The following is a 25,034-nucleotide window of genomic DNA, read 5'->3' as shown; positions in this document are numbered from 1 at the left end:
CGAGACGGTGGGGTGTCGGATGGGTTTCTTCAGCAAGATCAACGAGGCGTTCGGGGGGACCGACTCCGAGCTGATGAACAACGGGATCCCCGGGGTCGCGCGCATCACGAGCCTGGTGCCGTCGGGCGGCACCGTGCAGATCGCCGGCGGACTCGTGGAGCGCACCTGCGACCTTCAGCTCATGGTGATGCTGAACGGGGCGGTCCCCTATGCGGCCGCAGCGCGACAGCGTCTCCCTGAGGTCTACCTCGCCCAGATCGCAGCGTCGACCGTGGCCGTGCGGGTCGACCCGAACAATGCTCAGCGGGTCGCCATCGCCGTGGGCGCGCCGCTCCCCGAGGTGCGCCTCGCGCAGTCGACCGGGCCTGGGACGGCGGCCTACATCCGCGAGACCGGACGCGACGGCACCGCCGTGATCGTCGCCTTCACGCCGCTCGGGTACATGAACTACCTCGGGCATCCGATGCACGCCTTCACGTGGACGGTCGTCGACGGCGCCCCGCAGCCGTACCAAACGCAGTCCGCATCGGCCGTGCCGCCCGAGGCGCTCCCGTTGCTGTATCCGGGCTCGAAGGTGCACGTCAAGATCGGCGCCCAGCCGCACGAGGTCGTTGCCGACTTCGACAAGGGCGCCGCCTGACGCAGCGGAAGAGGGGTTTCGAGACGCTCGCCGTCGGCGTGCTCCTCAACCAGCGGGAGGTTTCGAGACGCTCGCCGTTGGCGTGCCCCTCAACCAGCGGGAGGGGTGACGGCAGGGGTGGCTCAGCCGATCAGGCTGGGCTGCAGGTCGCGCAGGGTGCGTCGGTGGGTCATCCGGATGACCCCGACCGCCGTCACCGCCAGTGAGATCACCAGCCACACGGCCAGGAACCCCGCGTCTCCCCACGCCAGCGACGAGCTTCCGCCGTACATCGTCTGTCGTATGCCGTCGACGGCATACGACATCGGTAGCCCATGGTGCAGTACGGCGAGCGGGCCTGGCAGCGTCTGCCACGGGAACGTGCCGCCCGCGGTGACGAGCTGCAACACCATCAGCACGAGGCCGAGGAACTGTCCGACGCTGCCCAGCCAGACGTTGAGGGCGAGGATGACCGCCGCGAACGTCACCGACGCGAGCGCCATGATGCCGAACGTGCCCACCGGGTTGCTCACCCCGAATCGCAGGGCACCCGCGACGATCGCATACAGCCCGATCATCTGCACCACGCCGAGAAGTGCCGGCGTGAGCCATCCCGCCAACGTGATGCGGAACGGTGAGCGCAGCGCCGTGATCGCACGCCGCGATACCGGCTTCACGATGAGGAACAGCGCGTAGATGCCGATCCATGCCGACAGCGCCATGAAGAACGGGGCGAGCCCTGCGCCGTATGTTCCTGCGTTCGTGACCTTGGAATTGTCGAGCTTCACCGGGTCCGCGATGGTCTTCGCCTGCGCCGCGCGCTGCTCGGCCGTGCTGGCGGGAATCTGCTTCACGCCGTCATCGAGCCCGCTCTGGAGCTTGGACGTGCCGTCGGCGAGCGTGCCGAGGCCTTCATGGAGTGAAGCGGCGCCGGCAGCCGCCTTGGCCGAGCCGTCGGCCAGCTGGGATGCCCCACTCGCCGCCTGCTGAACGCCGTTCGCCAGCGCCGGAGCAGATGCGGCGAGCTGCGACGCCCCGGCCGCCACCTGTTCCGACCCGTTCGACAGCTGGTTGATCTGACCGACGGCACTCTGCACCTGCGCGTTGCCGTCGGTGACCTTCGTGCCGAGAGCGTCGAGCTGGGCGAGGATCTGCTGCTGCGTCGCCTGGTCGATGCCGTGGGCGTTCATCTCGTCGATGATCTGTGCGCGAACAGAGGGCACCGCATCCGCTGCCTGCTGCGCCAGCGAGCCGGCCTGGTCCGCCACGCCGGCCAGCTGCTGGTTGCCGTCGGCGACCTGTTGGGCGCCCGACGCGAGCTGGGCGGTCTGCGAGGGAAGCGACGCCGTCTGCGACGCCATGGTGTTCAGGCCGTCACGGAGAGTGGCGGACCCGGTGGCCAGCTGCGAGGTGCCGTCCGCAAGGGTCGCCGCGCCGCTCTGGGCGGTCTGCGTGCCATCCAGCAGCTTGCCGGCGGCATCCGCCGCGGTGGACAGGCGGGAGCGGATGTCCGACAGGGCCACCAGGAAGCGGCTCGCCGCCTCCTGGTTGACCTCCTGCACGATGGAGGTGCGGATCGTCTGGGCGGCCTGCTGCCCGATGGTCGAGGCAAGGTAACTGTTGGTGTCGTTGGTCGTGAGAGTGACGGTGGCGCGCTGCGGGTCATCCGTCGAGGCGCTCGCGAGCTGCTGCGAGAAGTCGGCGGGGAACGTGATGGCGAAGTCGTACCGTTGGTCGTCGAGGCCCTTGGCCGCGGCGGATGCCGAGACGATGTGCCAGTCGAAGGTGCCGTCATCCACGAGACGGTTCGCGACCTTCTTGCCGTAGTTCACCGCGGTGTCGCCGCCGGTCGTGTCGCTGGCTGTCGTCGCGGTCGCGCCGGTGCCGCTCGTCGTTGTGCCCTCGTCCGCGACGACGATCGCCGCGGGAATCTGGTCGAGCTTGCCGTACGGGTTCTGGTTCGCCCAGAGGTAGAGGGCGCCGTAGATGACGGGCACGCACATCAGCGCGATCAGCGCGATCGAGGCCATGCGGCTGGCGGTGAGGCGGCGCAGCTCGGCCGCGATCATCTGGGGGACTTTCATTCGGCACTCGATTCGGGAGCGGTCGGGCCAGCGGATTCGGGAGCGGTCGTGTCAGCCGACCCGAGAGCGGCGGAGTCGCTTTGCTCGGAGGCGGTGCGGATGACCGGCACGGGCCGCGTGATCACGTCGGGGAGGTCGAGGAACGACACGTCGGAGTCGTCGCGCGTCGGGTCGGCGTCGGGAGTGGCATCGTCCCACGACGTCTCGAGGCGCTCGACGAGCGAGTTCGCGGCGATCGCGGCCGCGGAGGCGTCCCCGGCGATGACCAGCACCGCAAAGCCGCGCGACGCCACATCGAGGGCGATGCGCCACCAGGCGTTCGGGTCGCCGCCGTGCCTGTCCGGCGCGGTGATCACCACGCCGCGGACGCCGTCGCGCAGCAGCGCGAGCTCGACGAGCAGCCGGATGCGCACGGTCGGCGGCACCTGCCCGATCGCGTCGCGCGCGTGGGCGGCGACGCCGAGCGAGGCCAGCATGCGCTTTGTCGCGGCGGGCCCGGAGGGCCGACCGGCGAACATCAGCTCCTCGGAGGTGACGCCGGCGACCGTCACGTTCGGCGCGGGGTCGCACACGTCCGGGGCGTCGACCAGGGCGATGGAGCGACGGATGACGCCGGCATCCTCGCTGCCGTCGATCGTGACCGTTCCTGCTCCCGGCTTCATGCGGCCCGACGCGATCAGGCCCAGCACGCTCGGCCGTTGCTCCGTCTCCGCGCGAGCCAGCACAGCCTCGCCGGTGCCGTACGTGAGCGACACCGAGTCGAGTGCGGGGCGCTTGGAAACGCCGCTCAGGGTGATCCTCATCGGTCGGATGCCTCCTCGTACGCCAGCTCCGGGGTGCCGGCGATCAGCTCGTCCGCCTCGCGCCAGCCGAGTCCTGCGACGCTCAGCGCCGCGACCATCACCAGAGTGTGTCCTGCGCGGTCATCCAACCCGTCGTGCGTGGCCTCTGCCAGCACATCGAGCGCCACGCGCTCGATCAGCCGCGCGAGCCGGTCGGGGGCGATGTCGCCGCGCAGCACGGCCTCGTCCACCCCACGCCGCACGGTCGCCCGCAGCTTGGCCCTCGCGGGTTCGAGCGCCTCGGCGACGAGTGCCACGTGCGGGCCGCGCACCGCGAACTCCGCGGTGACGCTCGCGTGCTGCACCTCGCGCCACAGCGTCGCTCCGTAGAGGGCGATCTCGACGCGGGGGTCTGCATGCTCGATGGGAAGGATGGATGCCGCCATCCGCGCCGCCCCGAGCGTGAGCACCTCGCGCACGAGGTCGTCGCGCGTGGCGAAGTGTCCGTAGACCGCGCGTCGGGTCAGCCCCGCTTCTGCGGCTATCGTCTCCAGTGAGCCGTCGACGTCTCGATCGAGCACGCGGACGGCCGCGGCGATGAGTGCCGCACGATTCTCTGCCGCGTCCTTGCGGGGCGCGCGGGCGCGCGGCTGCTGGATGGTCGGTGGCATGTCCCCAGCATACTAAGTTGCACACATGTGTGCAAAATAATCTGGCGATCTCCCAGCTTTACTTGCCGATCAGCGCCGCAGCGGCTGCCTCCTGCTTCTCCGGCGGAAGCGCGAGCCGCATGACGTCAGATGCCCGCATCCGCCTGCCGCGCTCCTCGGCGTCGCGCATCAGGTCGGGGAACGCCGTGCGCAGCGGCTCGAGGTATCTCTGGTGATAAACGAACAGCGGGGTGTCGTACATGCCCGACTTCTGCCGCATCTCCTGTGCTGCGCCGGCCAGGATGCCCGCCCTCTCAGCCTGCCCTCGAACGGCCGCGATCGCACAGAGCCCCTCGATGCCGTACGCGGCACCCTCCAGGTGCCCGAGGGTGGCGGAGACGTAGGCGGCGTCGACGAAGGCCGGCTCGGCCTCGTCGAGCCGGCCCTGGAACAGCAGCAGGCGGGCGACATGGTGCTCGGTGATCGTGATCGCGAAGGCGTCGTGGGTGCGCCGCGATACCTCGGCACCGTGCTGATAGTGCTCGAGCGCCGCGTCGTTGTCGCCCTCGACCATGTCGATGCGGCCCATGGTGACCCAGGCGACGGCTTCGCCCCAGCCATCCCCGAGCCGCTGGAAGATCTCGATCGCCCTCGTCAGCTCCGCGCGGGCCCGGGCGCGATCTGAACCGGGGATCTGTGCTCGCGTCATCGCCACGGTGCCGAGCACGACCGCCGTGCCGTCGTCGTCGCCGAGCGACTCGAACACGGCACGAACCTCGTCCAGCCCGTCGGCCACCTCCTGTGTCGGCCCCTGCCACATGCCCATCCACAGCACGTAGAACCGGGCGATGGCCGCCGCCCGCTCCGAGATCTCGTCGTCCGAGTCGAGCAGCTCCTGCATCCAGATGCGCACCTCGCCGAAGAACCCGCCGATCCACCAGAAGACGAGCAGGTTCCACGCGAAGGCCGTGGCGCTGTCATCCTCTCCCGTGTAGACGAGGTGGCGCACCGCTGTTCGCAGGTTGGACCGTTCGCGCTCGAGCCTGGCGAGGGCATCCACCTGTCCTGCACCCTTGAGCTCCGGCCCGAGCTGTTTCGCGAGCCGCAGGTAGTACCTGGCATGCGCGCTGCGCACCTCGGCCTCCTGACCGGTCGCCCTGAGCTGCTCGAGGGCGTACTCCCGCACGGTGACGAGCATCGAATACGAGGGATGCCCCTCGACCTCGTGCTGCCTGACCAGTGAGTTGTCGACGAGGATGTCGAGCCCTTCGATCTCCGTGCCGCCCCACTGCCGCTCCGTCCCGAGTGCCTCGACCGCCTCGAGTGAGAACTGCAGTGAGAACACTGCGAGGTCGAACATCAGCGCGCGTTCCCGCTCGCCGAGCAGGTTCGCGCTCCACTCGATCGTGCTGCGCAGAGTGCGCTGACGCTCGGGCAGGTCGCGAGGCGCTCCGACCAGCAGCGGGAGCGTCTTGTCCAGTCGCTCGAGCATGCCCTGCGGCGTGAGCACACGCATGCGCGCGGCGGCGAGCTCGATCGCGAGCGGAAGGCCCTGCAGCGTCCCGCAGATGCGAGAGACGGTGTCGGCGTTCGACTCGTCGAGAGTGAAGTCGGGACGTACTGCGGATGCCCGCGCCGTGAAGAGCTGCACGGCACCCGACATCCGTGCGTCGTCGAGGCTGGCTCGACCCTCCACGACGCTGAGCCCCTCGACGTCGTAGACGCGCTCACCGCGCACCCTGAGCACCGTGCGGCTCGTCACGAGGAACTGTGCGTCTGGCGCAATGGCGTACAGCCTCACCAGGGTCGGACCGGCCTCGACGATCTGCTCGAAGTTGTCGAGCGCGATCAGCACCCGCTTCCCTGCGAGCGCGATGCCGAGGCGGTCTTCGAGCGATACCTCGCCGGTGTCGCGCACGCCGAGCGTGTAGGCGATGGTCGGCAGCAGCAGCCTGGGCTCCAGCACGTTCTCGAGCGGCACGAAATAGGCGCCGTCGGCGAAGTCGTACCTCGCCCGGTCGAGCACCTCAAGCGCGAGTCGGCTCTTGCCGACCCCTCCCGGACCGACGAGGGTGATCACCCGGTGCGGGCCCTCACGCAGCAGAGCGGCGACCTCCGCGACCTCGCGGTCGCGCCCGATCAGTGGGGAGACTGCCTGCGGAATCGGCCGGGCTGCGCTCAGCGGTGGAGGTTCGGTCGGCGTCGCGGGCGGTGCAGTAGTCGGCACCGCGGGCGGCACGTCGGAGACGTCGTGCGCGATGCCTCGGGATGCCGCGGCCGCGGGACTCGCGTCGCGGCTGTCGTCGAAGCGCTCCGCGAGGAGCGTCGCCAGATCGGATGACAGCAGCTCGGCGAGCTGTCGGTCCGTGGAGAACGAGATGTAGGAGGCGTTGTCGTCGCTGCGGATGCGGTCGATCAGGTGCTTCAGCCGCTCGTCGCGCCGATCGGATGCCTTGATGTAGATGAGCTTGGGCATGCGCGGGTCGGCGAGGTTGTACTCGTCCTCGAGCCCTGAGACCTCCTCGCCTGGCGCGACCCAGCCGTAGCTCTCCCAGTAGATGCCGACGAACACGTCGCTCTGGTCGAGGTACGCGCGATACAGCGAACGAGGTGGATGGGGTCTGGCGCCGAGCTCGAACATCACGGGCGCGAGCCGCAGGCGCTTGATTGCCGTGCGAACGGCCTTGCGCTCTGGCTCCAGCTCGCGGAGAGTCGAGCTCACGAACACCCGCAGCCGTTGATCGGGCGTGCGGATGGCCCCTCGCACCGTTGCCATGCTCCATTATGAGACCCTGAGAATCTCTCAGACAAAGGGTTGGTTGCGCCGGGTGCGAGACCGGGCAGTGCGTCCCGAGCCTGTGATTCCATCCAGCAGTGTGACGGGAGGTCTCAGAGCGACCGGCGGCCCCGGCGATACGATGACGGAATGACCGCCGAAAGCCTGCTTCCCGAGCCTGAGCATCAGCCAGAGATCCGCCTTGACGTCGAGCGGAACACGGTCATCGAGCTTCTCGACGCCGGCGGGGAGCCGAGCGTTCTGAAGCTGGTCGTGGCCCGGTATCCGCGGTCCAGCCTCGCATGGGCGAAGCTCTCCGACGCGACGTTCGACCCCGACTCGCCTCTCGAGTCCTACGCGTACGCGCGGGTCGGCTATCACCGCGGGCTCGACGCCCTGCGTGCCGCCGGGTGGAAGGGTCGCGGCTCGATCCCGTGGTCGCACGAGCCGAATCGGGGCGTCCTGCGCTCGCTCTACGCCCTGCGCAGAGGGGCTGCGGCGATCGGCGAGACCGACGAGGTCGAGCGCCTCACCGAGTTCCTCAACGACGCCGACCCCACGGCCGCTGCCGAGATCGAGGCGTCGCGCACCGCACCCATCCCGGTGCACAACCCGGCGCCACCGACCGAGACGATCGTCATCCGCGGCGAGGACTGAGCGCTCCGGGACGCACCCCGCTACTCGACCAGCGGAGGTTGCGCCATTCGATCGGCGGAAGAGTCACAGCAGGTCGCCCTGCTTCGCCTTCTCCGACCGCAGGCTCTGCTTCACCGCATGCTCGACGAGAACGGGGATGTGCTCGCGCAGCTTGGCATTGCGAAGTTGCTCGTACTCCCGGGCGACGAGCTCACGGATGAACGCCTGATTGACCTCGGGATGCTTCGCGATCAAGCGATCGGCGACGTCGTCGATAGCCTTCCGCTCCGCGTCGTCTTCGGCGCCGTCCTCAGACATGGGCACAGTCTCCGCACTCGCATGGTGCGATGTCAATGAATTTTTCGTGCGAGACGGCCGAACGCTCGCCTGGCCCTGCCGCACGCCCCACCCCGTCGATAGCCTGAACCCGTGCAGGTCACGATTCGTCCAGGTCGTCCTTATCCGCTCGGTGCCCGCGTCATGCGTGGAAGCGTGAACTTCGCGATCGCCGCGCCAGACGCCACAGGCGTCGAGCTGTGCCTCTTCGATCCGGAAGGCAACGAGACACGCGTCGAGCTGCCGGTCTGCGAGGCAGGCATCTGGCACGGTCTCGTCACCGGCATCGAGCCGGGGCAGCGCTACGGCTACCGCGTGCACGGCGACTGGGATCCCGCGCGGGGCAAGCGGTTCAATCCGGCCAAACTGCTGCTCGATCCGTACGCCCGCGCGATCGACGGCGAGGTCACGTTCACCGCCGCGGCATACGGGCACGACGCGAGCGACCCGAGCAAGCCCGACTCTGCCGATTCGGCGTCGGTGATGCCGCGCAGCATCCTGGTGGCCGATCCGGAGCCTGTGGACGACGCGGTGGATGCCCCGCAACGCCGCTCCCTCGCGGACTCGGTCATCTACGAGGTACACGTGAAGGGCTTCACTGCCACCCACCCCGACATTCCGGAAGACATTCGCGGCACGTACGCAGGGCTCGCACACCCAGCGGCCATCGCCCACCTCACCGCGCTCGGCGTCACAGCGGTCGAGCTGCTGCCGGTGCACCACAGCGTTCCAGAGGCGTTCCTCGTCGCGGAGGGCCTCACGAACTACTGGGGATACAACACAGTCGGGTACTTCGCCCCGCACGCCGCCTACTCGTCGGCGGTGCGACAGGGTACGCTAGGCGGCCAGGTGGCCGAGTTCCGCGATATGGTCGCGGCGCTGCACGGAGCAGGGCTCTCGGTCATCCTCGACGTCGTCTACAACCACACGGCAGAGGCAGGCGCCGACGGCCCGACGATCTGCTTCCGCGGCATCGCCAACGAGCACTACTATCGGCTCTCACCCTCCGACCTGAGTAGCTATGTCGACACGACGGGCTGCGGCAACTCGCTCAACGTCGGTGACCCGATCACGCTGCGCCTCGTGATGGACTCGCTGCGGTACTGGGTGACCGAGATGGGGGTCGACGGCTTCCGCTTCGACCTCGCTCCGAGCCTCGCACGTGCTGATGGCTCATTCTCGTCGGTCGCCGCGTTCTTCGACCTCGTCGCGCAGGACCCGGTGCTCGCACAGGTCATCCTGATCGCCGAGCCGTGGGATGTCGGGCAAGGCGACAGCTACGATCTCGGCCGCTTCCCTGCGGGCTGGAGCGAGTGGAACGGCCGCTTCCGCGACACGGTGCGCGACTTCTGGCGCAGTCACGAGGGCATGCTCCCCGACCTCGCCCAGCGCCTCACGGGTTCGCCCGACCTCTACACGCGCCACCGTCGCGGACCGGATGCCTCCGTCAACCTCGTCACCGTGCACGACGGGTTCACGCTGGCCGACCTCGTCTCGTACGACCGCAAGCACAACGAGGCGAACGGCGAAGGCAACAGGGACGGCACGGACGACAACCGATCCTGGAACAGTGGCGTAGAGGGGCCGACCTCCGACCCGGAGATCCTCGCGCTTCGTGCGAGCCAGCGGCGCGCCATCCTCTCGACGCTCCTGCTGTCGCGCGGGGTGCCGCTCCTGCTCGGCGGCGACGACATCGGACGGACGCAGGGCGGCAACAACAACGCGTACTGCCTCGACAACTCCGTCACCTGGTGGGACTGGACCAACGTGGACGACGACCTGCACGCGTTCACCGCGCAGCTCGTACGACTCAGACACGGTCATCCCGTGCTGCGGCGCACGCGATACCCCGACCACCCGGATGCCGTGCGCTGGTTCACCCCCGGCGGCGACCCGATGACGGATGGCGACTGGTCGGACACCTCGGCGAAGAGTGTCGCGCTCGTGCTGTCCGGCGGCATCGACCCGGATCACGACGATACGGGCGCACCCCTGGTCGATGACGACCTGGCGCTGCTCGTGAACGCCTGGTGGGAGCCGCTCGACTTCGCGCTGCCGTGGGCCGACGAAGTCAAAGTGGAGTCGGACAGCTTCGACCCGAAGCGCGCGGGCACGGCCGCGTCGGGCACCATCACGGTCGGGCCTCGATCCCTGATGCTGGTCGCCCTGAGCTGATACCGCTGGTTGAGGAGCACCGCTGCGTCGCTTCGCGCTCTCCTCAACCAGCGAGGGCAGCGACCTACAGGCCGGGGCTCGAGTGCATCAGGCCGCCGTCGACGAAGACCGTCGTGGCGTTGAGGTAGGAGCCGCCGTCCGAGGCGAGGAACGCGATCACCTTCGCGATCTCCTCGGGCTGAGCCATGCGCCCGAGCGGGATGGCGGCGTCGAGCGTCTTCATCTTCTCGGGGTCGGCCATCGTCGAGGTGTTGATGGGGGTCGCGACGGCACCCGGTCCGACGTTGACGATGCGCACACCGTGCGGGCCGAGCTCCTGACCTGCCGTGCGGGCGAGCATGCGAGCGCCGCCCTTCGACAGGCAGTACGCCGTGTTGCCCGGCATCGGCCAGTCCTCGTGCACGGAGCTGACGTTGAGGATGCACCCGCCGTCGCCCTGCGCGATCATCTGCTTCGCAGCGATCTGCGTGCCGAAGAACGCGCTCTTGAGGTTGACGTCGAGCACGAAGTCGTACTGCTCTTCGGTCGTCGTCAGAACGTCGGTGCGTGTCTCGACACCGGCGTTGTTGACCATGATGTCGAGGCGGCCGAACGTCGACACCGCAGTGTCGACGAGCTTCTGAAGGTCTGCGACCTTGCTGACGTCGGCCTCGACCGTCGCCACCTTGTCGCCGAGAGCGACGAGCTGCTGCTCGAGCTCGTCTGCGGCCTCCGGGTGGGTGACGTAGTCGATGACGACCGATGCGCCCTGGGCGGCGAGCTCCAGCACGATGGCCTTGCCGATCCCGCTGTTGCCGCCCGTCACGATCGCGACTTTTCCGTCGAGGTTCATGGTGCTGCTCCTGTTCATTTCTTCTTACCGGTCTTCTTCTGTGCCGCCTTGGCCGCCTTCGCGGCCGTAGGGGTGGTCATGATGAGGTGGGCGACCAGGGCCGTCCATCCCGTCTGGTGTTCGGCTCCCAGGCCCATGCCCGTGTCGCCGTGGAAGTACTCGTGGAACGGCAGGTTGTCCTTCCACCGGGGGTCCGTCGCGAGCAGGTCGTACCAGCCGTGCACCGGACGGCGCCCGTCTTCCCCTGGGAGGAAGATCGAGACGAGCCGCCGAGCGATGTCATCCGCCGACGCCGCGAGCGTCTGCCTGTTCCCGGACCCGGCAGGGTAGTCGGTGGCGAACTCGCCCGGCGACAGCTTGTCGTAGTCGCGCAGCGCCTCGACGAGCAGCACGTTCAGGGGCATCCACACCGGCCCGCGCCAGTTGGAGTTGCCGCCGAAGAGGTCTGTGGTGGACTCCGCAGGCTCGTAGTCGACGGTGGCGATGTTCGATCCGACCTGCATCGAGAACGGGTGCTCCCGGTGCCACGCCGAGATGGCCCGGATGCCGTAAGGCCCGAGCAGCCCCGACTCGTCGAAGAGGTTGCCGAGAAGTCGCTCCAGCCGCTCCGGTGGCACGAGGGCGAGCAAGCGGTGCCGTACGCCATCGATGTCGCGCGTGTGGAACAGGTGCGCGTCCTCCGGGTGGTTCGACAGCCACCACAGACCTCGTGCCCTGAAGTCGGGCAGAGCCTCTGCGACGCCCTCCACGTCGTAGGCGAGCGCCGCCCGCAGCGGAACGAGACCCACCAGGGATTTCACCTTGACGGGGATGTCGACGCCGTCCGAGCGGTGGAAGACGTCGTAGTAGAACGCATCCTCGTCATCCCACATGATGCCCGCGTTCGCGGCGGTGGCGATGGTGGTGAAGTGCTGCAAGAACTTCGTCGCGATGTCTTCGTACGCGTTGTCGTGCATCGCGAGCCGGAGGGCGATGTCGAGCAGGTCGAGGGCGTACATCGCCATCCAGCCCGTCGAGTCGGCTTGCTCGAGATATCCGACATCCGGGGACAGCGTCGAGCGGTCGAGCGGCGAGATGTTGTCGAGGCCCATGAAGCCGCCCTCGAACAGGTTGTCGCTCTCCTTGTCCTTGCTGTTGACCCACCAGGTGAAGTTGAGCAGCAGCTTGTTGAACACCCGCTCCAAGAACTTGAAGTCCGACCGGCCGTCGATCTCGAAGACCCGCACTGCGGCCCATGCGTGCACCGGCGGGTTGACGTCGGAGAAGTTCCACTCGTAGGCGGGCAGCTGGCCGTTCGGGTGCATGTACCACTCGCGCAGCAGCAGGATGAGCTGGTCCTTCGCGAACTCGGGATCGATGTGGGCGAGGGTGACGCAGTGGAACGCGAGGTCCCATGCAGCGAACCATGGGTACTCCCACGGGTCCGGCATGAGAATGACGTCGTGGCTGTCGAGGTTGGTCCAGCTGCCGTTGCGGATGCGTCCGCGTCCCGCCGGCGGCGGCGGGTAGCCGGGGTCGCCCTCCAGCCAGCGCGCGACGTCGTAGTGGTAGAACTGCTTGCCCCAGAGCAGGCCGGCGAACGCCTGCCGTGCGACCCGGTATTCCTCTGAGCGCCGGCCGGCCGGGATCGTCGCGCTGTAGAACGCGTCGGCCTCTGTTCGGCGCAGCTTGAGGATGTCGTCGTACTCGGCGGTGACGATCGCCTCGTCAGGCGTCGAGTCTTCTGGCTCGTCGTCGGAGGGTGAATCGACGCCGACCAGGCGTACCCGCACGCGCGCCGATCCGCCGGCGGGGACCGTCAGCGTGTAGTGGAGGGCGGCCTTGGTGCCCGTCTGCTCGGGGTTGACGGTCTGCGCACCCTGCACGATGTGGTCGTTGATGCCGTCCTTGGGGAACTCGGGTGAGTCGTCATCGCCGTAGAGACGCGACGTGTTGGTCTCGTTGTCGCAGAACAACAACTCGGGGTCGCCCTCACCACTGAATACGAGCGATCCCGACCGCGGGCTCTGCCCCTTGACCCGGCCGCCGTCGGCACGGAGCACCGGCTTGCCGTCGTTGCCCGGATTGCCCCACGACCAGGTGTTGCGGTACCAGAGCGTGGGCAGCACGTGGATGGTCGCCTCCTCGGGCCCCGCGTTCTCCACCGTGATGTTCATCAGCAGGTCGTGCGGGCCGGCCTTGGCGTAGTCCACCGTCGCGACCCAGTACCGGTTGTCGGCGAAGGCGCCGGTGTCGACCAGCTCGTACTCTGGGTCGAGCTTGCCCCTGCGAGCGTTCTCCTCGACGAGGTTCTCGTAGGGGAAAGCGCCCTGCGGGTAGTGGTAGCGCCACGTGTTCCAGGAGTGCGTCGGGGTGCCGTCGAGGTACCACCAGTACTCCTTGACATCTTCGCCGTGGTTTCCCTGCGGGCCGGTCAGGCCGAACATCCGCTCCTTGAGAATGGGGTCGACGCCATTCCAGAGCGCGAGCGAGAGGCACCACGACTGACCGTCGTCGCAGAAGCCGGCCATACCGTCTTCGTTCCAGCGGTACGTGCGCGAGCGGGCATGGTCGTGGGGGAAGTAGTCCCACGCGTTGCCGTCTGTGCTGTAGTCCTCGCGCACGGTTCCCCACGCGCGCTCGGAGAGGTAGGGCCCCCAGTCGCGCCACTGGGCTTCGGCGGCCTCCGCGAGGCGGATGCCTTCTGCGGTGCGCGCGGCAGAGCTGTGGGAGGGAGGGATCTTCGGCATGGTCATGACTCCTTGGGACTGGTGGCGACGGAGGGAGTGAAGCGTATGGCGCGTCCGCGGGAGATGGTGATCGCGGTGGCGGCGAGCAGCACCCCGACGCCTGCACCGACCACGTACACGGAGCCGATGGTCATGCCGGTCGCGGCGGTGAGCGGCGCCACTCCGAACGCGGCGATGCCGTAGCCCACCTGGTATCCGGCGATGAGTTCGCCCGACGAGGTCGATCCCCAGCGGGCGAACTCACGCTCGGCGAAGCTCACCGAGAGCGGGAGCATCGCCGAGCAGGCGAGGCCGGCGGCGGCATAGGCGAGCACGGCGGCGGTGGGAGCGCTCGCCGAAGCCACGGCGAGACTCGAGAGGGCGATCAGGAAGGGCAGCAGGATGTAGACGGCCCACGACGGGACGCGCGCAGGAAGTAGCGCGACGATGACACGGCCGATGGTGACGAACGCCCAGAACGCGGCAAGGGCGGCAGATGCGGTCGCGACCGGGAGCTGACGCTCGCCGGAGAGGTAGAGGCTCGACCAGTTGCCGAACAGGGTCTCGCAGACGCCGTAGAGCACGACCGCCGCGACGTACCACCAGAAGCGGGCCGGCAGAGGCGGGCGACGTGCGCCCGCCGTTGCCTGCGATGCCGTCGGGGCCGGCGAGCCGGGGTCGAGCCGGATGCACCAGGTCGCCACGAGCGCGACGACGAGCGCCGCCGAGACGAGGAGGGGAAGGATCCACCAGTCCGGCAGCAGGATGGCGATCAGAACGGGTGCGAGCGCCGTTCCAAGGCCGAGCATGACGTTCAGCGTGAGAACGCTGCGGTCCTCACGTCCGGGCCGGAGCGCCGCGGCGAACTGGTTGAGCGACGACACGCACGCGCCGAACCCGATGCCCAGGCATCCTGTCGCGAACAACAGGATGACGTAGGCGAGGGTCGACGGCGCCGGCCAGAGGCTGACGACCAGGAGGAGCATGGCGAGCAGGTTGGCGACCAGACCGATGCCGAAGACGCGCTGCAGCGACCACGTGCGGGCGAGCACGGGCGTCAGCGCGGCAGCCGTGATCGCGAGGATGACCTGCGGGGCGAACATGAAGCCGTACTGCGTCGCCGAGAGGGCGTAGCCGCTCGACGAGGTGAGCACGGATGCTGCGGCGGGGAAGCAGACCAGCGCGAGTCCCTGCGCGAGCCCAGCGCCGTACACGAGAGGGGAGGCGCCGCGCGCCCCCCTTCCCGCGTGTACCGTGGCGTCGCTCATGTCAGCCCAGCGTCCATGTCAGCCCAGTGTTCATCTCAACCCTGCACTCATCTCAACCCAGTCGCTCCAGCAGGTGATCGCCGACGCGGAGAGCGTTCGCGGCGGCGGTGAGCGCCGGGTTGACCGCGCCGATCGACGGGAAGAAGCTCGTGTCGACGACGTACAGGTTGTCGAGCTCGTGCGCCTTGCAGTTCGTGTCGAGCACGGACGTCGCGGGGTCGGTGCCGAACCGTGCGGTGCCGGCCTGGTGCGCGCATCCAGCGATCGGCACCTCGTTCTTCATGTACGCGTTGCGCTCGACGATGTTGTGCTCGTCGAAACCGAGGTGGTTGAGGCGGTGCTTGATGCGGTGGTACAGCTCGTCGAGCGGCTTGCGGTTGTTCTGCGTGTAGCTCAGCGTGATGTTGCCGTCGTCGGCGAGCGTCACCCGGTTGTCGGGCAGCGGCAGGTCCTCCGTCGACAGCCAGAAGTCGACGGCGTGGGTCGCCAGCTCGGTGAGGGCGAAGGTCGGAGCCAGCTTCGTCTCGATCGGCTTCTCCCCTCGGTACATCGGGGCCGAGCTCTTGCCGACCATCTGGATGTTGCCCATCGGGTACGGGAACTCGTCGTCGCCGAAGTAGTAGTCGTTCACGGCGAGCGTCTTCTGGAAGCGCGTGTCGTTGCGCTCCTTCGAGATGGCGAGGAAGGCGATGCTGTTGTGGAACATGTAGTTGCGGCCGACCTGGTCGGAGCCGTTCGCAAGCCCGTTCGGGTGCTTGTCGTTCGCGCTGCGCAGCAGAAGCTTCGCGGTGTTCGCTGCGCCCGCCGACACGACGACGATCGAGCCGGCGAAGTGCTGCTCCTCGCCGTCGACGGTGGCGACGACCTCGGTGACGACGCTTCCTGCGTCATCCGTCACGAGTCGCGTGACCTCCGCCTTGCGCACGAGCGTCACGTTCGGGTGCTCGATCGCTGGGCGAACGGCGACGACCTCTGCGTCTGACTTGGCGTGCACGAGGCACGGGAACCCGTCGCAGGTCGCGCAGCGGATGCACCCGCCGAAGGCCATGTCGGCCTCGTTGAGCATGACGCCCGCCGGTGCGTGGAACGGGCGAAGGCCCGAGCTCGTGAGGTCGTCGAAGAGCTGCTGGATGCGCGGCTCGTTCGACACAGCAGGCCACGGGTACGGCGCGCTGGTCGGCGGCTCAGTCGGGTCCTCGCCTCGAACGCCGTGCACCTGGTAGAGCTCCTCGGCCTGCGTGTAGTACGGCTCGAACGCGTCGTACGGGAGCGGCCAGGCGGGCGAGATGCCGTCGTAGTGCTTCAGCTCGCCGAAGTCCTCAGCGCGCAGCCGGTACAGTGCGGCGCCGTAGAGTTTGGTCGCCCCGCCCACGTTGTAGTGCACCTGAGGCTGGAAGGCCTTGCCCTTTTCGTCGTACCAGGTGTCCTTCGAGACGTACCTGTTGCGCACGAACACCTCTGTGGCATCCCAGTTCTGCGTCTCGCGGGGCAGCCAGTCGCCTCTCTCGAGAATGAGGATGCGCTTGCCGGATGGCGCCAGCCGGTGGGCGAGCGTGCCTCCGCCCGCTCCGGAACCGATGATGATGACGTCGTACTCGTTGTTCATGCGGATGCCTTTCCTAGCGGGATGAGGGATCGAAGCGGCCTACGCCGAGCTGCTCTCCGACGGGAGGGTCGCGGCGGGGGCCGTGCTCTCCGACGGGACGGTGACCGCGGGCGCCGTGACCCGACGGCGGAAGACGATGTAGCTCCACACCTGGTACGCGATGACGATGGGCACCATGATGAGCGCTGCGATGCTCATGACCTGCAGCGAGTAGTGGCTCGACGACGAGTTCGTGACCGTCAGGGTCGCCGCAGAGTCGGTCGTGGAGACGAGCAGGTTCGGGTAGAGGTGAGCGAAGAGGGTCACCATGGTGCCGCCGATCATGACGGTCGTCGCGATGAACGCGAGGCGAGACGCCTTGCCGGTGAGGCCCGTGAAGCAGGCGATGATCGCGCCGAGGATCGGAAGGGCGGCGGCCAGGATGCCCCAGAAGCCGTTCGGCGCGAGCACCACCGTCCAGACCGCGACGACGACGGCGAGCACGGCCGCAGGAATGACGAGGACTCTCATGGCGCGGCGTGCTCGAGAGAGCACGGTGTCGGTGGTGCGCAGGGTGAGGAAGGCGGCGCCGTGCAGCAGGCACAGCACGACGAGCGTGATGCCGAGCACGATGCCGAACGGGGTGAGCAGGTCGGCGAACGAGCCGGTGAAGTCGCCGTTCACATTGACGGGCAGACCGGCGAGCAGGTCGCCGAGGCCCAGCCCGATGAGCAGAGGGGCGAAGATCGAGCCGATCGTGAGCGTCCAGCTCCAGGTCGCGCGCCATCCGGCGCCCTGGAACTTGTTGCGGAACTCGAACGAGACGCCGCGCAGGATGAGGGCGGCGAGCAGCAGGAAGACCGCGAGGTACAGCGCAGAGAGCCAGGTCGCGTACCAGCCGGGGAAGGCGGCGAACATCGAGGCGGCGGCCACGATGAGCCAGACCTCGTTGCCGTCCCAGACCGGTCCGATCGTGTTGATCACGACGCGGCGCTCGATGTCATTCCTGCCGATGATCTTGTGCAGGGCGCCGACGCCGAAGTCGAACCCTTCGAGAACGAAGAAGCCGGTCCAGAAGAAGGCGACGATGACGAACCACAGCGTTGGAAGCACCATGAGCCGGCTCCTCTCAGTACGTCAGCGACGGCGTCGCGTCGCTCGATCGGTCCTGGTCGTCTGGCGAGGACTCGGCTGGTTCATCCGGGATGCCGCGCCGAGCGTGGCGGATCATCAGCACCGTCGCGACGATCCCGATGGACAGGTAGAGCACGCCGAGGATGATCAGGCTCGCTATGATCTGCGCCGCCGACCCCGACCCCGATAGCCCGTTCTTGGTCAGCATCAGACCTTGCACGATCCACGGTTGGCGGCCGTTCTCGGTGAGCAGCCATCCGGCGGTGGCTATGAAGAACGGCGTGACCATCACCCAGCTGGAGATCCAGAGGAACACCCGGGCTGACGGAAGCTTGCGCCGCCACATCAGGAAGAGGCCCCATGCGCCGAAGATCGCGAGCAGCGTGCCGCCGTACGCCATGACGCGCATCGACCAGTATTGGATCGCGACCGGCGGGATGTAGTCGCCTTGGCCGAACTGCTGGTTGTACTGCTCGTTGAGCGGAGTGAGGCCCTGCACCTTGCCGTTCCAGGTGCCGGTGGCGAGCACCGAGAGCAGGTGCGGGATCTCGATGATCTTGGTCGGCGGGTCGCTGGCCGTCCAACCGCCGATCTGAAGCACGGAGAACGAGCAGGGCTGGCAGGTCGTCCAGTTGGCCTCTGCCGCCGCGATCTTCATCGGTTGGTAGGTGGTCTCGTTGATGCCCAGGCGTCCGCCGACCGGGAACTGCACGAGTGCCGCGATGAAGACGATCACGATGGCCAGCTTCGCCGTCGACGTGAATTCGGCGACGTTCCGCTTCTTGCGCAGGTGCCATGCGGAGACCGCGAGCATCAGGCACCCGCCGAAGATCAGGGCGGCCAGGATGACGTGGATGTAGCCCCAGATGAAGACGGGGTTCGTGAACAGGGCGCCGATCGAGGTGAGCTCTGCGCGGCCGGTCTGCGAGTTGACGGTGTAGCCGGTCGGGTTCTGCATCCAGGAGTTGGCGGCGATGATGAACACGGCGGAGAGGCACGCGCCGACCGGGACCATCCAGGCGGTCAGCAGGTGCAGGCCTCGCGGCAGCACGCCGAAGCCGAAGAGCCAGAGGCCGAGGAATGTGGACTCCAGGAAGAAGGCGACGAGACCTTCCATGGCCAACGGCGCACCGAAGACGTCGCCGACGAAGCGGGAGTACTGCGACCAGTTGGTGCCGAACTCGAACTCCTGCACGAGGCCGGTGACCACGCCGACCGCGACGGAGATGAGCATGAGGCCGCCGAAGAAGCGCAGCACGCGCTTCAGCTCGGGAGTGCCCTTGCGGTGCCACCTCGTGTGGAGGATGGCGACGAGGATGGCCATGCCGATCGTCATGGGCACGAAGAAGAAGTGATAAATGCTCGTGAATGCGAACTGCATCCGCGCCAGGTCTAGATCGCTCATGCGTCGCCCCACCTCTAGTGCACGCCCGCGTCCCCCGCGAACTCCTGCGGCCGGCACCCCGCTGGGTATCGGCGCGTGGATTCAACGCTACTGGCGGCCTCCGCGGCGGCTTCATTCACAAAAGGTGAATGTTCGGTGGCCGAGACGGAGCGCGTCTCGGCTGAGATTGCGCGGATTCTGGGCTGAGGCTGAGCGGCTCCTCGGCCGAAAGCGAGCGGCCTCTGGGCTGGGGCGAGTGGCTTCTGGGCTGGGGGTGGGCGGCTTCTGGGCTGGGGCGAGTGGCTTCTGGGCGTCGGTTCGCTATCCGATGAGGCGGCCGGACTCGATTCGTACCTCACGGTCGACGAGGTCGCGCCGCACGTCGACATGCGAGATGAGCACGATCGCGCGGTCGGTGGGGACGGCGCCGAGCAGATCCGCGAGCAGGGCGTCCGATGCCGCGGGGTCGACGCCGGCGGTCGGCTCGTCGAGGACGAGGACAGGGAATTCCGCGAGCAGGGCGCGGGCGAGCGCGATGCGCTGTGCTTGGCCGCCGGAGACGAGCCGGCCGCGCTCGCCGACGCGCGCGTCGAGTCCGCCGCGTTCCTGCGCCCATTCGGCGAGTCCGACGCGGTCGAGCGTGCGCAGCAGGTCGTCGTCCGAGGCGGTGTCGTGCGCGAAGAGCAGGTTCTGCCGGATGGACTCATCGAAGAGATACGGCGTCTGCTCGCACAGGCCTACCGTGCGCCTTACGTCGTCGGACGCGAGGGATCTGGTTTCCACACCGCCGATCTCGTACGTGCCGTCGTGCTCGAGGAAGCGCACGAGCGCGTGTGCCAGCGTCGTCTTGCCCGCGCCGGTCGGCCCGGTGACGAGCACGCGCTCGCCGGGCGCGATGGCCAGGTCGACGTCGATGAGGCGCCCCGCGTCCGCGTCGAGCGGAGCATCGGCGGTGTTGGTGTTGGTGTTGGTGTTGGTGTTGGTGTTGGTGCCGGTGCCGGCGGAGTCGCGGGACGTCACGGCGATAGTGCCGGCGGTCACGGCGGCGGTTCCCGCTGTGTCGTCCTCGGCGCCCTTTCGTGCCGGCCACTGTGCCGACATGCCCCTGAGCACGATGCCGGACCCCAGCGCCGGGCCGATGCCCGTTGGCGACATCGTCTCCCGTGGAAGCTCAGCGGGGACGGTGGTGGGGACCGTCTCCGCGATGCGCTGCGCGGCGCCGCGCACTTGCCGCCAGGACGCGAGTGCGAGCGGCACGGGTCCGAACACCTCGAAGACCGCCATCGGCAGCAGTACGACGACGGCGAGCTCGGGCCCGGTGAATCCGACGGTGCCCGAACCGCCGATGACGAGGCCGGGCATGGCGACGGCGAGCGCGGCGAGAGATGCCGCTCCCGCGAGCAGCGACACCGCACCCATCGTCAGACCCTGGGCGGTGGCGCGCCGCACGGTGGCCTGACGCAGGGCTTCGTCTGCCCGTCGCACACGGTCGGCGGCGGCATCCGTCGCGTCGTACGCGGTGAGCACCTCGAGCCCCGTCAACTCATCAAGGAGTGCGTCGGTCAACCGTGAACGCAGAGGCGCGAGGGCGCGCTCGGCGCGCGCTCCGGAAGCCCAACCGAGCCAGACGGCCAGCGCGAAAGCGGCGATGAGGCAGACGGCGAGCGCCACGGCGGCCGGCACGGAGAGGAACGCCACGAAGACGATGCTCCCGAGCGCCGCGAGCCCAGCGACGACCAACGGCTGTACGACCCGAAGCGGAAGATTCTGCAACTCGTCGACGTCGTCGACGAGGTTGGAGAGCAGCGCGCCACGCTTGGTGCGGCCGAGTCCGTCAGGCGCGAGCGGCACGAGACGGCGAACGAGGCCGGCCCGCACGGTCGCAAGTCGGCCGAGTGCGGCGTCGTGGCCGGAGAGTCGTTCGAGATAGCGGAACACTCCACGGCCGATGGCGAAGGCGCGCACAGAGACGACCGCGACGGAGAGGTAGATGAGCTCTGGTTGCTCCGACGCTCGCACGATGAGCCAGGCGCTCGCGGCCAGCAGTGCGATGGCGCTGCCCGCCGTGCCGAGTCCGGCGAGCACGGCCCATACGAACTTGCGCGCGGGGGGCTGCGCGGAGCGCAGGATGTCGCGCACCTCCGCACGTGACGCGCTAGCACGCCCTGCCCGGTCCGTGCCGGCAGCTACGACGCTCGTCCTCGGGGTGCTCATGCTGGCTCCCGTTCGGACGTGCCGTGGACCGCGGCTGAGTTGGGGTCGTCGATCCCGAGGTATTCGGCGGGATCGATCGGAGTGTGGATGTCTGGATCGCGCCGCGTGCGGGTCGCGGGATCGAGGCGGACCACGCGGTCGGCGATGGCCCGCGCGGAGGTGCGGTGCGAGATGAGCAGAACGCCGGCTCCGGCATCCGCTTCGGCGCGGAGCGTATTCCACAGTGCGGTCTCGGTGGCGGCGTCCAGTGCGCTCGTCGGCTCGTCGAGCACGAGGACGCGCGCCCGTGCGCTTCGGAGCCGGTAGAGCGCCCTCGCGACCGCGACTCGCTGAGCCTGCCCGCCGGAGAGGCCGGCCCCGCCTGTGCCGACCTCAACGGATGCGTCGATCTCAGATGCCTGTGCCGCGGCAAGGCACGCGACGGCCAAGGCGTCGTTCGGCTCGTGGCCGCCGATGGTGACGTTGTCGCGCACAGAGCCGGACAGCAGTCCCGGACGCTGCCCCGCCCAGGCCATTGCGCTGCGAGCGTCGGCCGCGGGGGCGCCGTCGACGAGGATGCTTCCGTCGTGGTCTGCGAAGCCGAGGAGCGCGTCGATGACGCTCGACTTTCCCGCGCCGCTCGGTCCTTCGAGAAGCACGATCTCACCCGATCGGATGGCGAGATCGACCGGCCCGATCGTGATGGCACCCCGCGGTATGTGCAACTCTCTCGTCTCGAGGATCGGCACCGCCGTGTCGGAGTCCGCTGGGCCGGGCTCCGCTGGGCCGGGCTCCGCGACGTTGGGCGGGGCGAGGGGGTCGAGAGTCGAAGAGGTGGGTGGAATGTCTGCGGCGGCATCCAGAACGGCGAAGATCTCCTCGGTAGCGGCGACACCCTCGGACGCGGCATGGAACTGCGCACCGACCTGCCGCACGGGCAGATACGCCTCAGGAGCGAGCAGCAGCACGACGAGGCCGACCTCGAGCGGCATCTCCCCGGCGAGGAGCCGGAACCCGATGGTGACGGCCACTATGGCGACCGAGATGCTTGCGAGGAACTCCAGCGCGAAGCCGGAGAGGAACGACACCCGCAGCACGGTCATCGTCTCGCGTTTGTAGGAGGCAGTGACCCGCTCGATCGAGTCGGCGGCGCGGTGCTGCCTGCCGAAGATCTTCAGGGTGCCGAGTCCTCCGACGGTGTCGGCGAACCGGGTGGCGAGCCGTCCGAGTGTGGCGTATTGCCTGCGCTGCACGGCGCGGGTGGCAAGTCCGATGAGCACCATGAAGATCGGGATCAACGGCATCGTCACGATGACGGTGATGCCGGAGATCGGGTCCAAGATCAGGATGGTGAGGACGAGCAGCGGCGTAGCGATCGCCGTCGCCACCAGTTGCGGGAGGTATCGGCCGAAGTAGGCGTCGAGCGCCTCGAGGCCGTGTCCGGCGGTGACGGCCATCGAGGCTGCGCTGCGCTGGGCCAGCCATCCTGGCCCGAGTTTCTCGATCGCGGCGACGAGAGCAGATCTCAGCTGTAGCGAGGCGCGCGCTGCACCCTGCGCCGACATCCGTTCGGAAACGACGATGAGGCATCCGCGCGCAGTCACGAGCACCATTGCCAACGCGATCAGCGGGAGGATGTCGCCGAGCGGCGCCCCGTGGATCGCGGAAACGAGCGCACGGGTGAGCAACCAGGCGAAGCCGATGACGACAGCGGTCTGAACGACTACCAGCACGCCCGAGCGTATGAAGAAGCCACGGGTCGCTCTGCTGTACCTCAGGAGTCTGCGGTCGATCGGGCCGGACACGGAACGACGCGGAGCTGCCTTTGCTGCGTCATCCGTCTCGTCCATGCACCCGATCCTGCCTGAGTGACGCGCGGTGCGTGATGTGCGAGGCACTCGATGTGAACGAATTCGATTCGGCGGCGCCTGTGGACGCAATCAGGTGACCACGACGCGTATCGGGCGGTGGATGCCCCATGAGGGCGCGAGGTGGATGGCGCGACGCGAGTCAGCTCGCCGGGTCGTACATGAACTCCCGGAGCTCCTGAGCGCAGCGGCACGAAGCGGCGATCTTGCGAGCCCATTCCTCGGCCGAGGCGCGGTCGGGTAGCTCGAGCACGGTGAATCCGCCCTTGATCGTGCTGCCGGGGTAGGTCTCGGAGCTGACGGTGCCGTCTGCGTGCACCAGAACGGGGTCGACGGACTCTTCGATTCCGCCGCCGAAGACGTAGACGCCGGCTGCCTTGGCCTCCTCGATCACTGCGTGGGATTCTGCGGCGACGACCGGAAACTCCTCTTCGGTGAGCACCATGGCCTCGCTGGGGAAGGAGATGAGGTACTTGGTCATGGCTCCATCGTCGTCTCGGGGATGCGCGCGGGCAAGGCGTCGGGGTCGCCATGCACCCCACCAGGTGCAAAGTGATCGCCAGTTGTTGAGGGGTGGCCACCCACGAATCCACCACAAGTGGCGACGGCTTGGTGGTCCGGGGCGGGTGGGGTGAGGACGAACGCGGGGGCAAAGACTCCCGCCGACATGGAGAGCGCGGTGGCTCGGGGTTCAGCAGCAGGGCGAAGGTGTGGTTCATTCCGCCTGCTTGGCTCGACCCATCCCGAACGCCGCGTCTAGGTGGCAGGGCCCGGTATGACCTCGTCGCGTGATCGCCGCGAAGGCGCCGGAGCGATCGGCGCAGATGGTGCGGCGCCTCCTGCCCTGGTCCGGAGGGCGGGTCGTGGGAGGGCGAGTCACGGGAGGGGCGGGCGACCGCTCGATAGGGTGGCCCGATGGCGACGGACTGGGCAGGCATGGCGCCGGCATACGCCGCGTCGTTCGGGCGGCTGTGCAGCGGGACGGTCCCGGCGATCATCGACGCTGCGACTGTCGTGCCCACGGGCGGGAAGGCGCTCGACGTCGGCACGGGAATCGGCACAGTGGCCGCGGCGCTGGACGCTGCGGGATTCGACACCATCGGTGTGGATGCCGACGAAGGCATGGTGGGCTTCGCATCGGGCGCACACCGGGGGTCGAGGTTTGTCGAGGGTGCGCTGCCCTCGCTGCCGTTCGTGGACGGCGAGTTCGACCTCGTGGTGGCGAACTTCGTGGTGAACCACACGCTCAAGCCGCGGGCTGCCGTGCGAGAGCTGGCCCGGGTAGCGAAGGCGGGCGCGGTCGTGATTGTCGCGATCTGGCCGGCCGTACCGGTGAGCCCGATGAACGGGCTCTGGGGTGATGTGATCCGGGATTCAGGCGCCGTTGTGCCCACGGGCACACGGCTGCCGGCACAAGACGACTTCGAGCGAAGCAGGGACGGCCTCGGCGCGCTGCTCGCCGAGGCGGGGCTCGCGGACGTGCGAGTGGATGAGCCGTCGTGGGACTTCACGATCAGTGCGGCAGATCTCTGGCGAGGCGTCGAGGCCGGAATCGCGAACATCGGTGCCACGTATCGGCACCAGGACGAGTCCGGTCGCCGAGCGATGCGCGGAGCGTACGGCGCCCGCACGGGATGGGGCGACCTCAGCTTGCCCGCCTCAGCACTCGTCGGCGTGGCGCGTGCCGGTGTGGCGCGTTCCAGTGGGACCGAGGCTCGCTGACGGCCATCGTGGGGCGACTGGGTGCGCGGTGGCTGGGTGCACGGCGGCTGGGTGCGCGGTCGCTGGGTGCGCGGCGGGTGGGCGCGCAGCGGCTGGTTACGCGAGGGCTGGGTGCGCGGGTGCGGCTGGGGTTGGCGCCGGTGCGCCGATAGGCTGGACAAGTCGCGGCGTCGTGAACGCAACCCGCTCTGCGAGGCGGCGGCGTGTACGTCGCCGAACCCGGCCACATGGTCTGCCGACCGCGGCGCGCCGGGCGGGGACCGGCGCGCCAGACAGCGCGGA

18 protein-coding genes are annotated in these 25,034 nt (G+C 68.6%); 4 read left to right on the top strand and 14 right to left on the bottom strand.

The genetic code is table 11. From position 1 onward, the window contains the following. The first annotated feature begins 19 nt into the window (after positions 1 to 19). The gene (locus ACYVDN_RS12270; RefSeq protein WP_460571825.1) at positions 20 to 640 is read left to right on the top strand and encodes a hypothetical protein; all 621 of its coding nucleotides are present in this window, start codon (positions 20 to 22) and stop codon (positions 638 to 640) included. A 122-nt stretch (positions 641 to 762) separates the two neighbouring features. Here ACYVDN_RS12270 and ACYVDN_RS12265 read toward each other — a convergent pair whose 3' ends face one another. The 4 genes from ACYVDN_RS12265 to ACYVDN_RS12250 are packed head-to-tail and all read right to left on the bottom strand — an operon-like array spanning position 763 to position 6,911. Then, positions 763 to 2,703: a YhgE/Pip family protein gene (locus ACYVDN_RS12265; protein ID WP_460571823.1), complete on the bottom strand. Its 1,941-nt coding sequence runs from the start codon at positions 2,701 to 2,703 to the stop codon at positions 763 to 765. Continuing rightward, entirely contained in the window at positions 2,700 to 3,506 is an 807-nt protein-coding gene (locus ACYVDN_RS12260; protein WP_460571821.1) for a hypothetical protein, read from the bottom strand. The genes ACYVDN_RS12265 and ACYVDN_RS12260 overlap by 4 nt, the downstream gene beginning before the upstream one ends. Next, positions 3,503 to 4,156, bottom strand: a complete 654-nt coding sequence (locus tag ACYVDN_RS12255) for a TetR/AcrR family transcriptional regulator (protein ID WP_460571819.1) — start codon at positions 4,154 to 4,156, stop codon at positions 3,503 to 3,505. The genes ACYVDN_RS12260 and ACYVDN_RS12255 overlap by 4 nt, the downstream gene beginning before the upstream one ends. A gap of 58 nt (positions 4,157 to 4,214) precedes the next feature. Further along, positions 4,215 to 6,911, bottom strand: a complete 2,697-nt coding sequence (locus ACYVDN_RS12250; protein WP_460571817.1) for a DUF4062 domain-containing protein — start codon at positions 6,909 to 6,911, stop codon at positions 4,215 to 4,217. Positions 6,912 to 7,061: 150 nt separating this feature from the next. On the opposite strand from ACYVDN_RS12250, the gene ACYVDN_RS12245 reads away from it, so the two are divergent. Then, positions 7,062 to 7,568, top strand: a complete 507-nt coding sequence (locus ACYVDN_RS12245) for a DUF3151 domain-containing protein (protein WP_460571815.1) — start codon at positions 7,062 to 7,064, stop codon at positions 7,566 to 7,568. A gap of 63 nt (positions 7,569 to 7,631) precedes the next feature. Here ACYVDN_RS12245 and ACYVDN_RS12240 read toward each other — a convergent pair whose 3' ends face one another. Next, positions 7,632 to 7,865, bottom strand: coding sequence for a three-helix bundle dimerization domain-containing protein (locus ACYVDN_RS12240; protein WP_460571813.1), 234 nt, complete (start codon positions 7,863 to 7,865; stop codon positions 7,632 to 7,634). Between the two features lie 111 nt (positions 7,866 to 7,976). Here ACYVDN_RS12240 and glgX point away from each other — a divergent pair, with 111 nt between their 5' ends. After that, complete coding sequence (gene glgX / locus ACYVDN_RS12235; RefSeq protein ID WP_460571810.1) at positions 7,977 to 10,058, top strand: glycogen debranching protein; 2,082 nt, start codon at positions 7,977 to 7,979, stop codon at positions 10,056 to 10,058. Between the two features lie 64 nt (positions 10,059 to 10,122). Here glgX and ACYVDN_RS12230 read toward each other — a convergent pair whose 3' ends face one another. The 9 genes from ACYVDN_RS12230 to ACYVDN_RS12190 form a co-directional block, all read right to left on the bottom strand. Further along, positions 10,123 to 10,890 carry an SDR family NAD(P)-dependent oxidoreductase gene (locus ACYVDN_RS12230; RefSeq protein ID WP_460571808.1) on the bottom strand — a complete coding sequence of 256 codons (768 nt, stop codon included), beginning with the start codon at positions 10,888 to 10,890 and terminating at the stop codon, positions 10,123 to 10,125. Between the two features lie 14 nt (positions 10,891 to 10,904). Continuing rightward, a complete protein-coding gene (locus ACYVDN_RS12225; protein ID WP_460571806.1) occupies positions 10,905 to 13,625 on the bottom strand; it encodes a glucosidase family protein in 2,721 nt (906 codons plus the stop codon). Next, a complete protein-coding gene (locus ACYVDN_RS12220; protein WP_460571804.1) occupies positions 13,622 to 14,866 on the bottom strand; it encodes an MFS transporter in 1,245 nt (414 codons plus the stop codon). The genes ACYVDN_RS12225 and ACYVDN_RS12220 overlap by 4 nt, the downstream gene beginning before the upstream one ends. Positions 14,867 to 14,918: 52 nt before the next feature. Next, positions 14,919 to 16,472 carry a GMC family oxidoreductase gene (locus ACYVDN_RS12215; protein WP_460571802.1) on the bottom strand — a complete coding sequence of 518 codons (1,554 nt, stop codon included), beginning with the start codon at positions 16,470 to 16,472 and terminating at the stop codon, positions 14,919 to 14,921. 39 nt (positions 16,473 to 16,511) lie between these two features. Next, positions 16,512 to 17,567, bottom strand: a complete 1,056-nt coding sequence (gene cydB, locus ACYVDN_RS12210) for a cytochrome d ubiquinol oxidase subunit II (RefSeq protein WP_460571800.1) — start codon at positions 17,565 to 17,567, stop codon at positions 16,512 to 16,514. 13 nt (positions 17,568 to 17,580) lie between these two features. Beyond that, entirely contained in the window at positions 17,581 to 18,990 is a 1,410-nt protein-coding gene (locus ACYVDN_RS12205; protein ID WP_460571798.1) for a cytochrome ubiquinol oxidase subunit I, read from the bottom strand. 300 nt (positions 18,991 to 19,290) lie between these two features. Then, positions 19,291 to 21,183 (bottom strand): amino acid ABC transporter ATP-binding/permease protein, encoded by a 1,893-nt coding sequence (locus ACYVDN_RS12200; protein ID WP_460571796.1) that lies wholly within the window; start codon positions 21,181 to 21,183, stop codon positions 19,291 to 19,293. Further along, positions 21,180 to 23,012, bottom strand: a complete 1,833-nt coding sequence (gene cydD, locus ACYVDN_RS12195) for an ABC transporter ATP-binding protein/permease (RefSeq protein ID WP_460571794.1) — start codon at positions 23,010 to 23,012, stop codon at positions 21,180 to 21,182. The genes ACYVDN_RS12200 and cydD overlap by 4 nt, the downstream gene beginning before the upstream one ends. Positions 23,013 to 23,172: 160 nt before the next feature. Then, the gene (locus ACYVDN_RS12190; RefSeq protein ID WP_460571792.1) at positions 23,173 to 23,511 is read right to left on the bottom strand and encodes a YciI family protein; all 339 of its coding nucleotides are present in this window, start codon (positions 23,509 to 23,511) and stop codon (positions 23,173 to 23,175) included. Between the two features lie 434 nt (positions 23,512 to 23,945). Here ACYVDN_RS12190 and ACYVDN_RS12185 point away from each other — a divergent pair, with 434 nt between their 5' ends. Further along, a complete protein-coding gene (locus ACYVDN_RS12185) occupies positions 23,946 to 24,752 on the top strand; it encodes a methyltransferase domain-containing protein (RefSeq protein ID WP_460571790.1) in 807 nt (268 codons plus the stop codon). Positions 24,753 to 25,034 lie beyond the last annotated feature (282 nt).

This window comes from Humibacter soli, assembly GCF_054779035.1.
The sequence above is the reverse complement of the archived record's forward strand: the minus strand, read 5'-3'. Positions and strand labels throughout refer to the sequence as shown.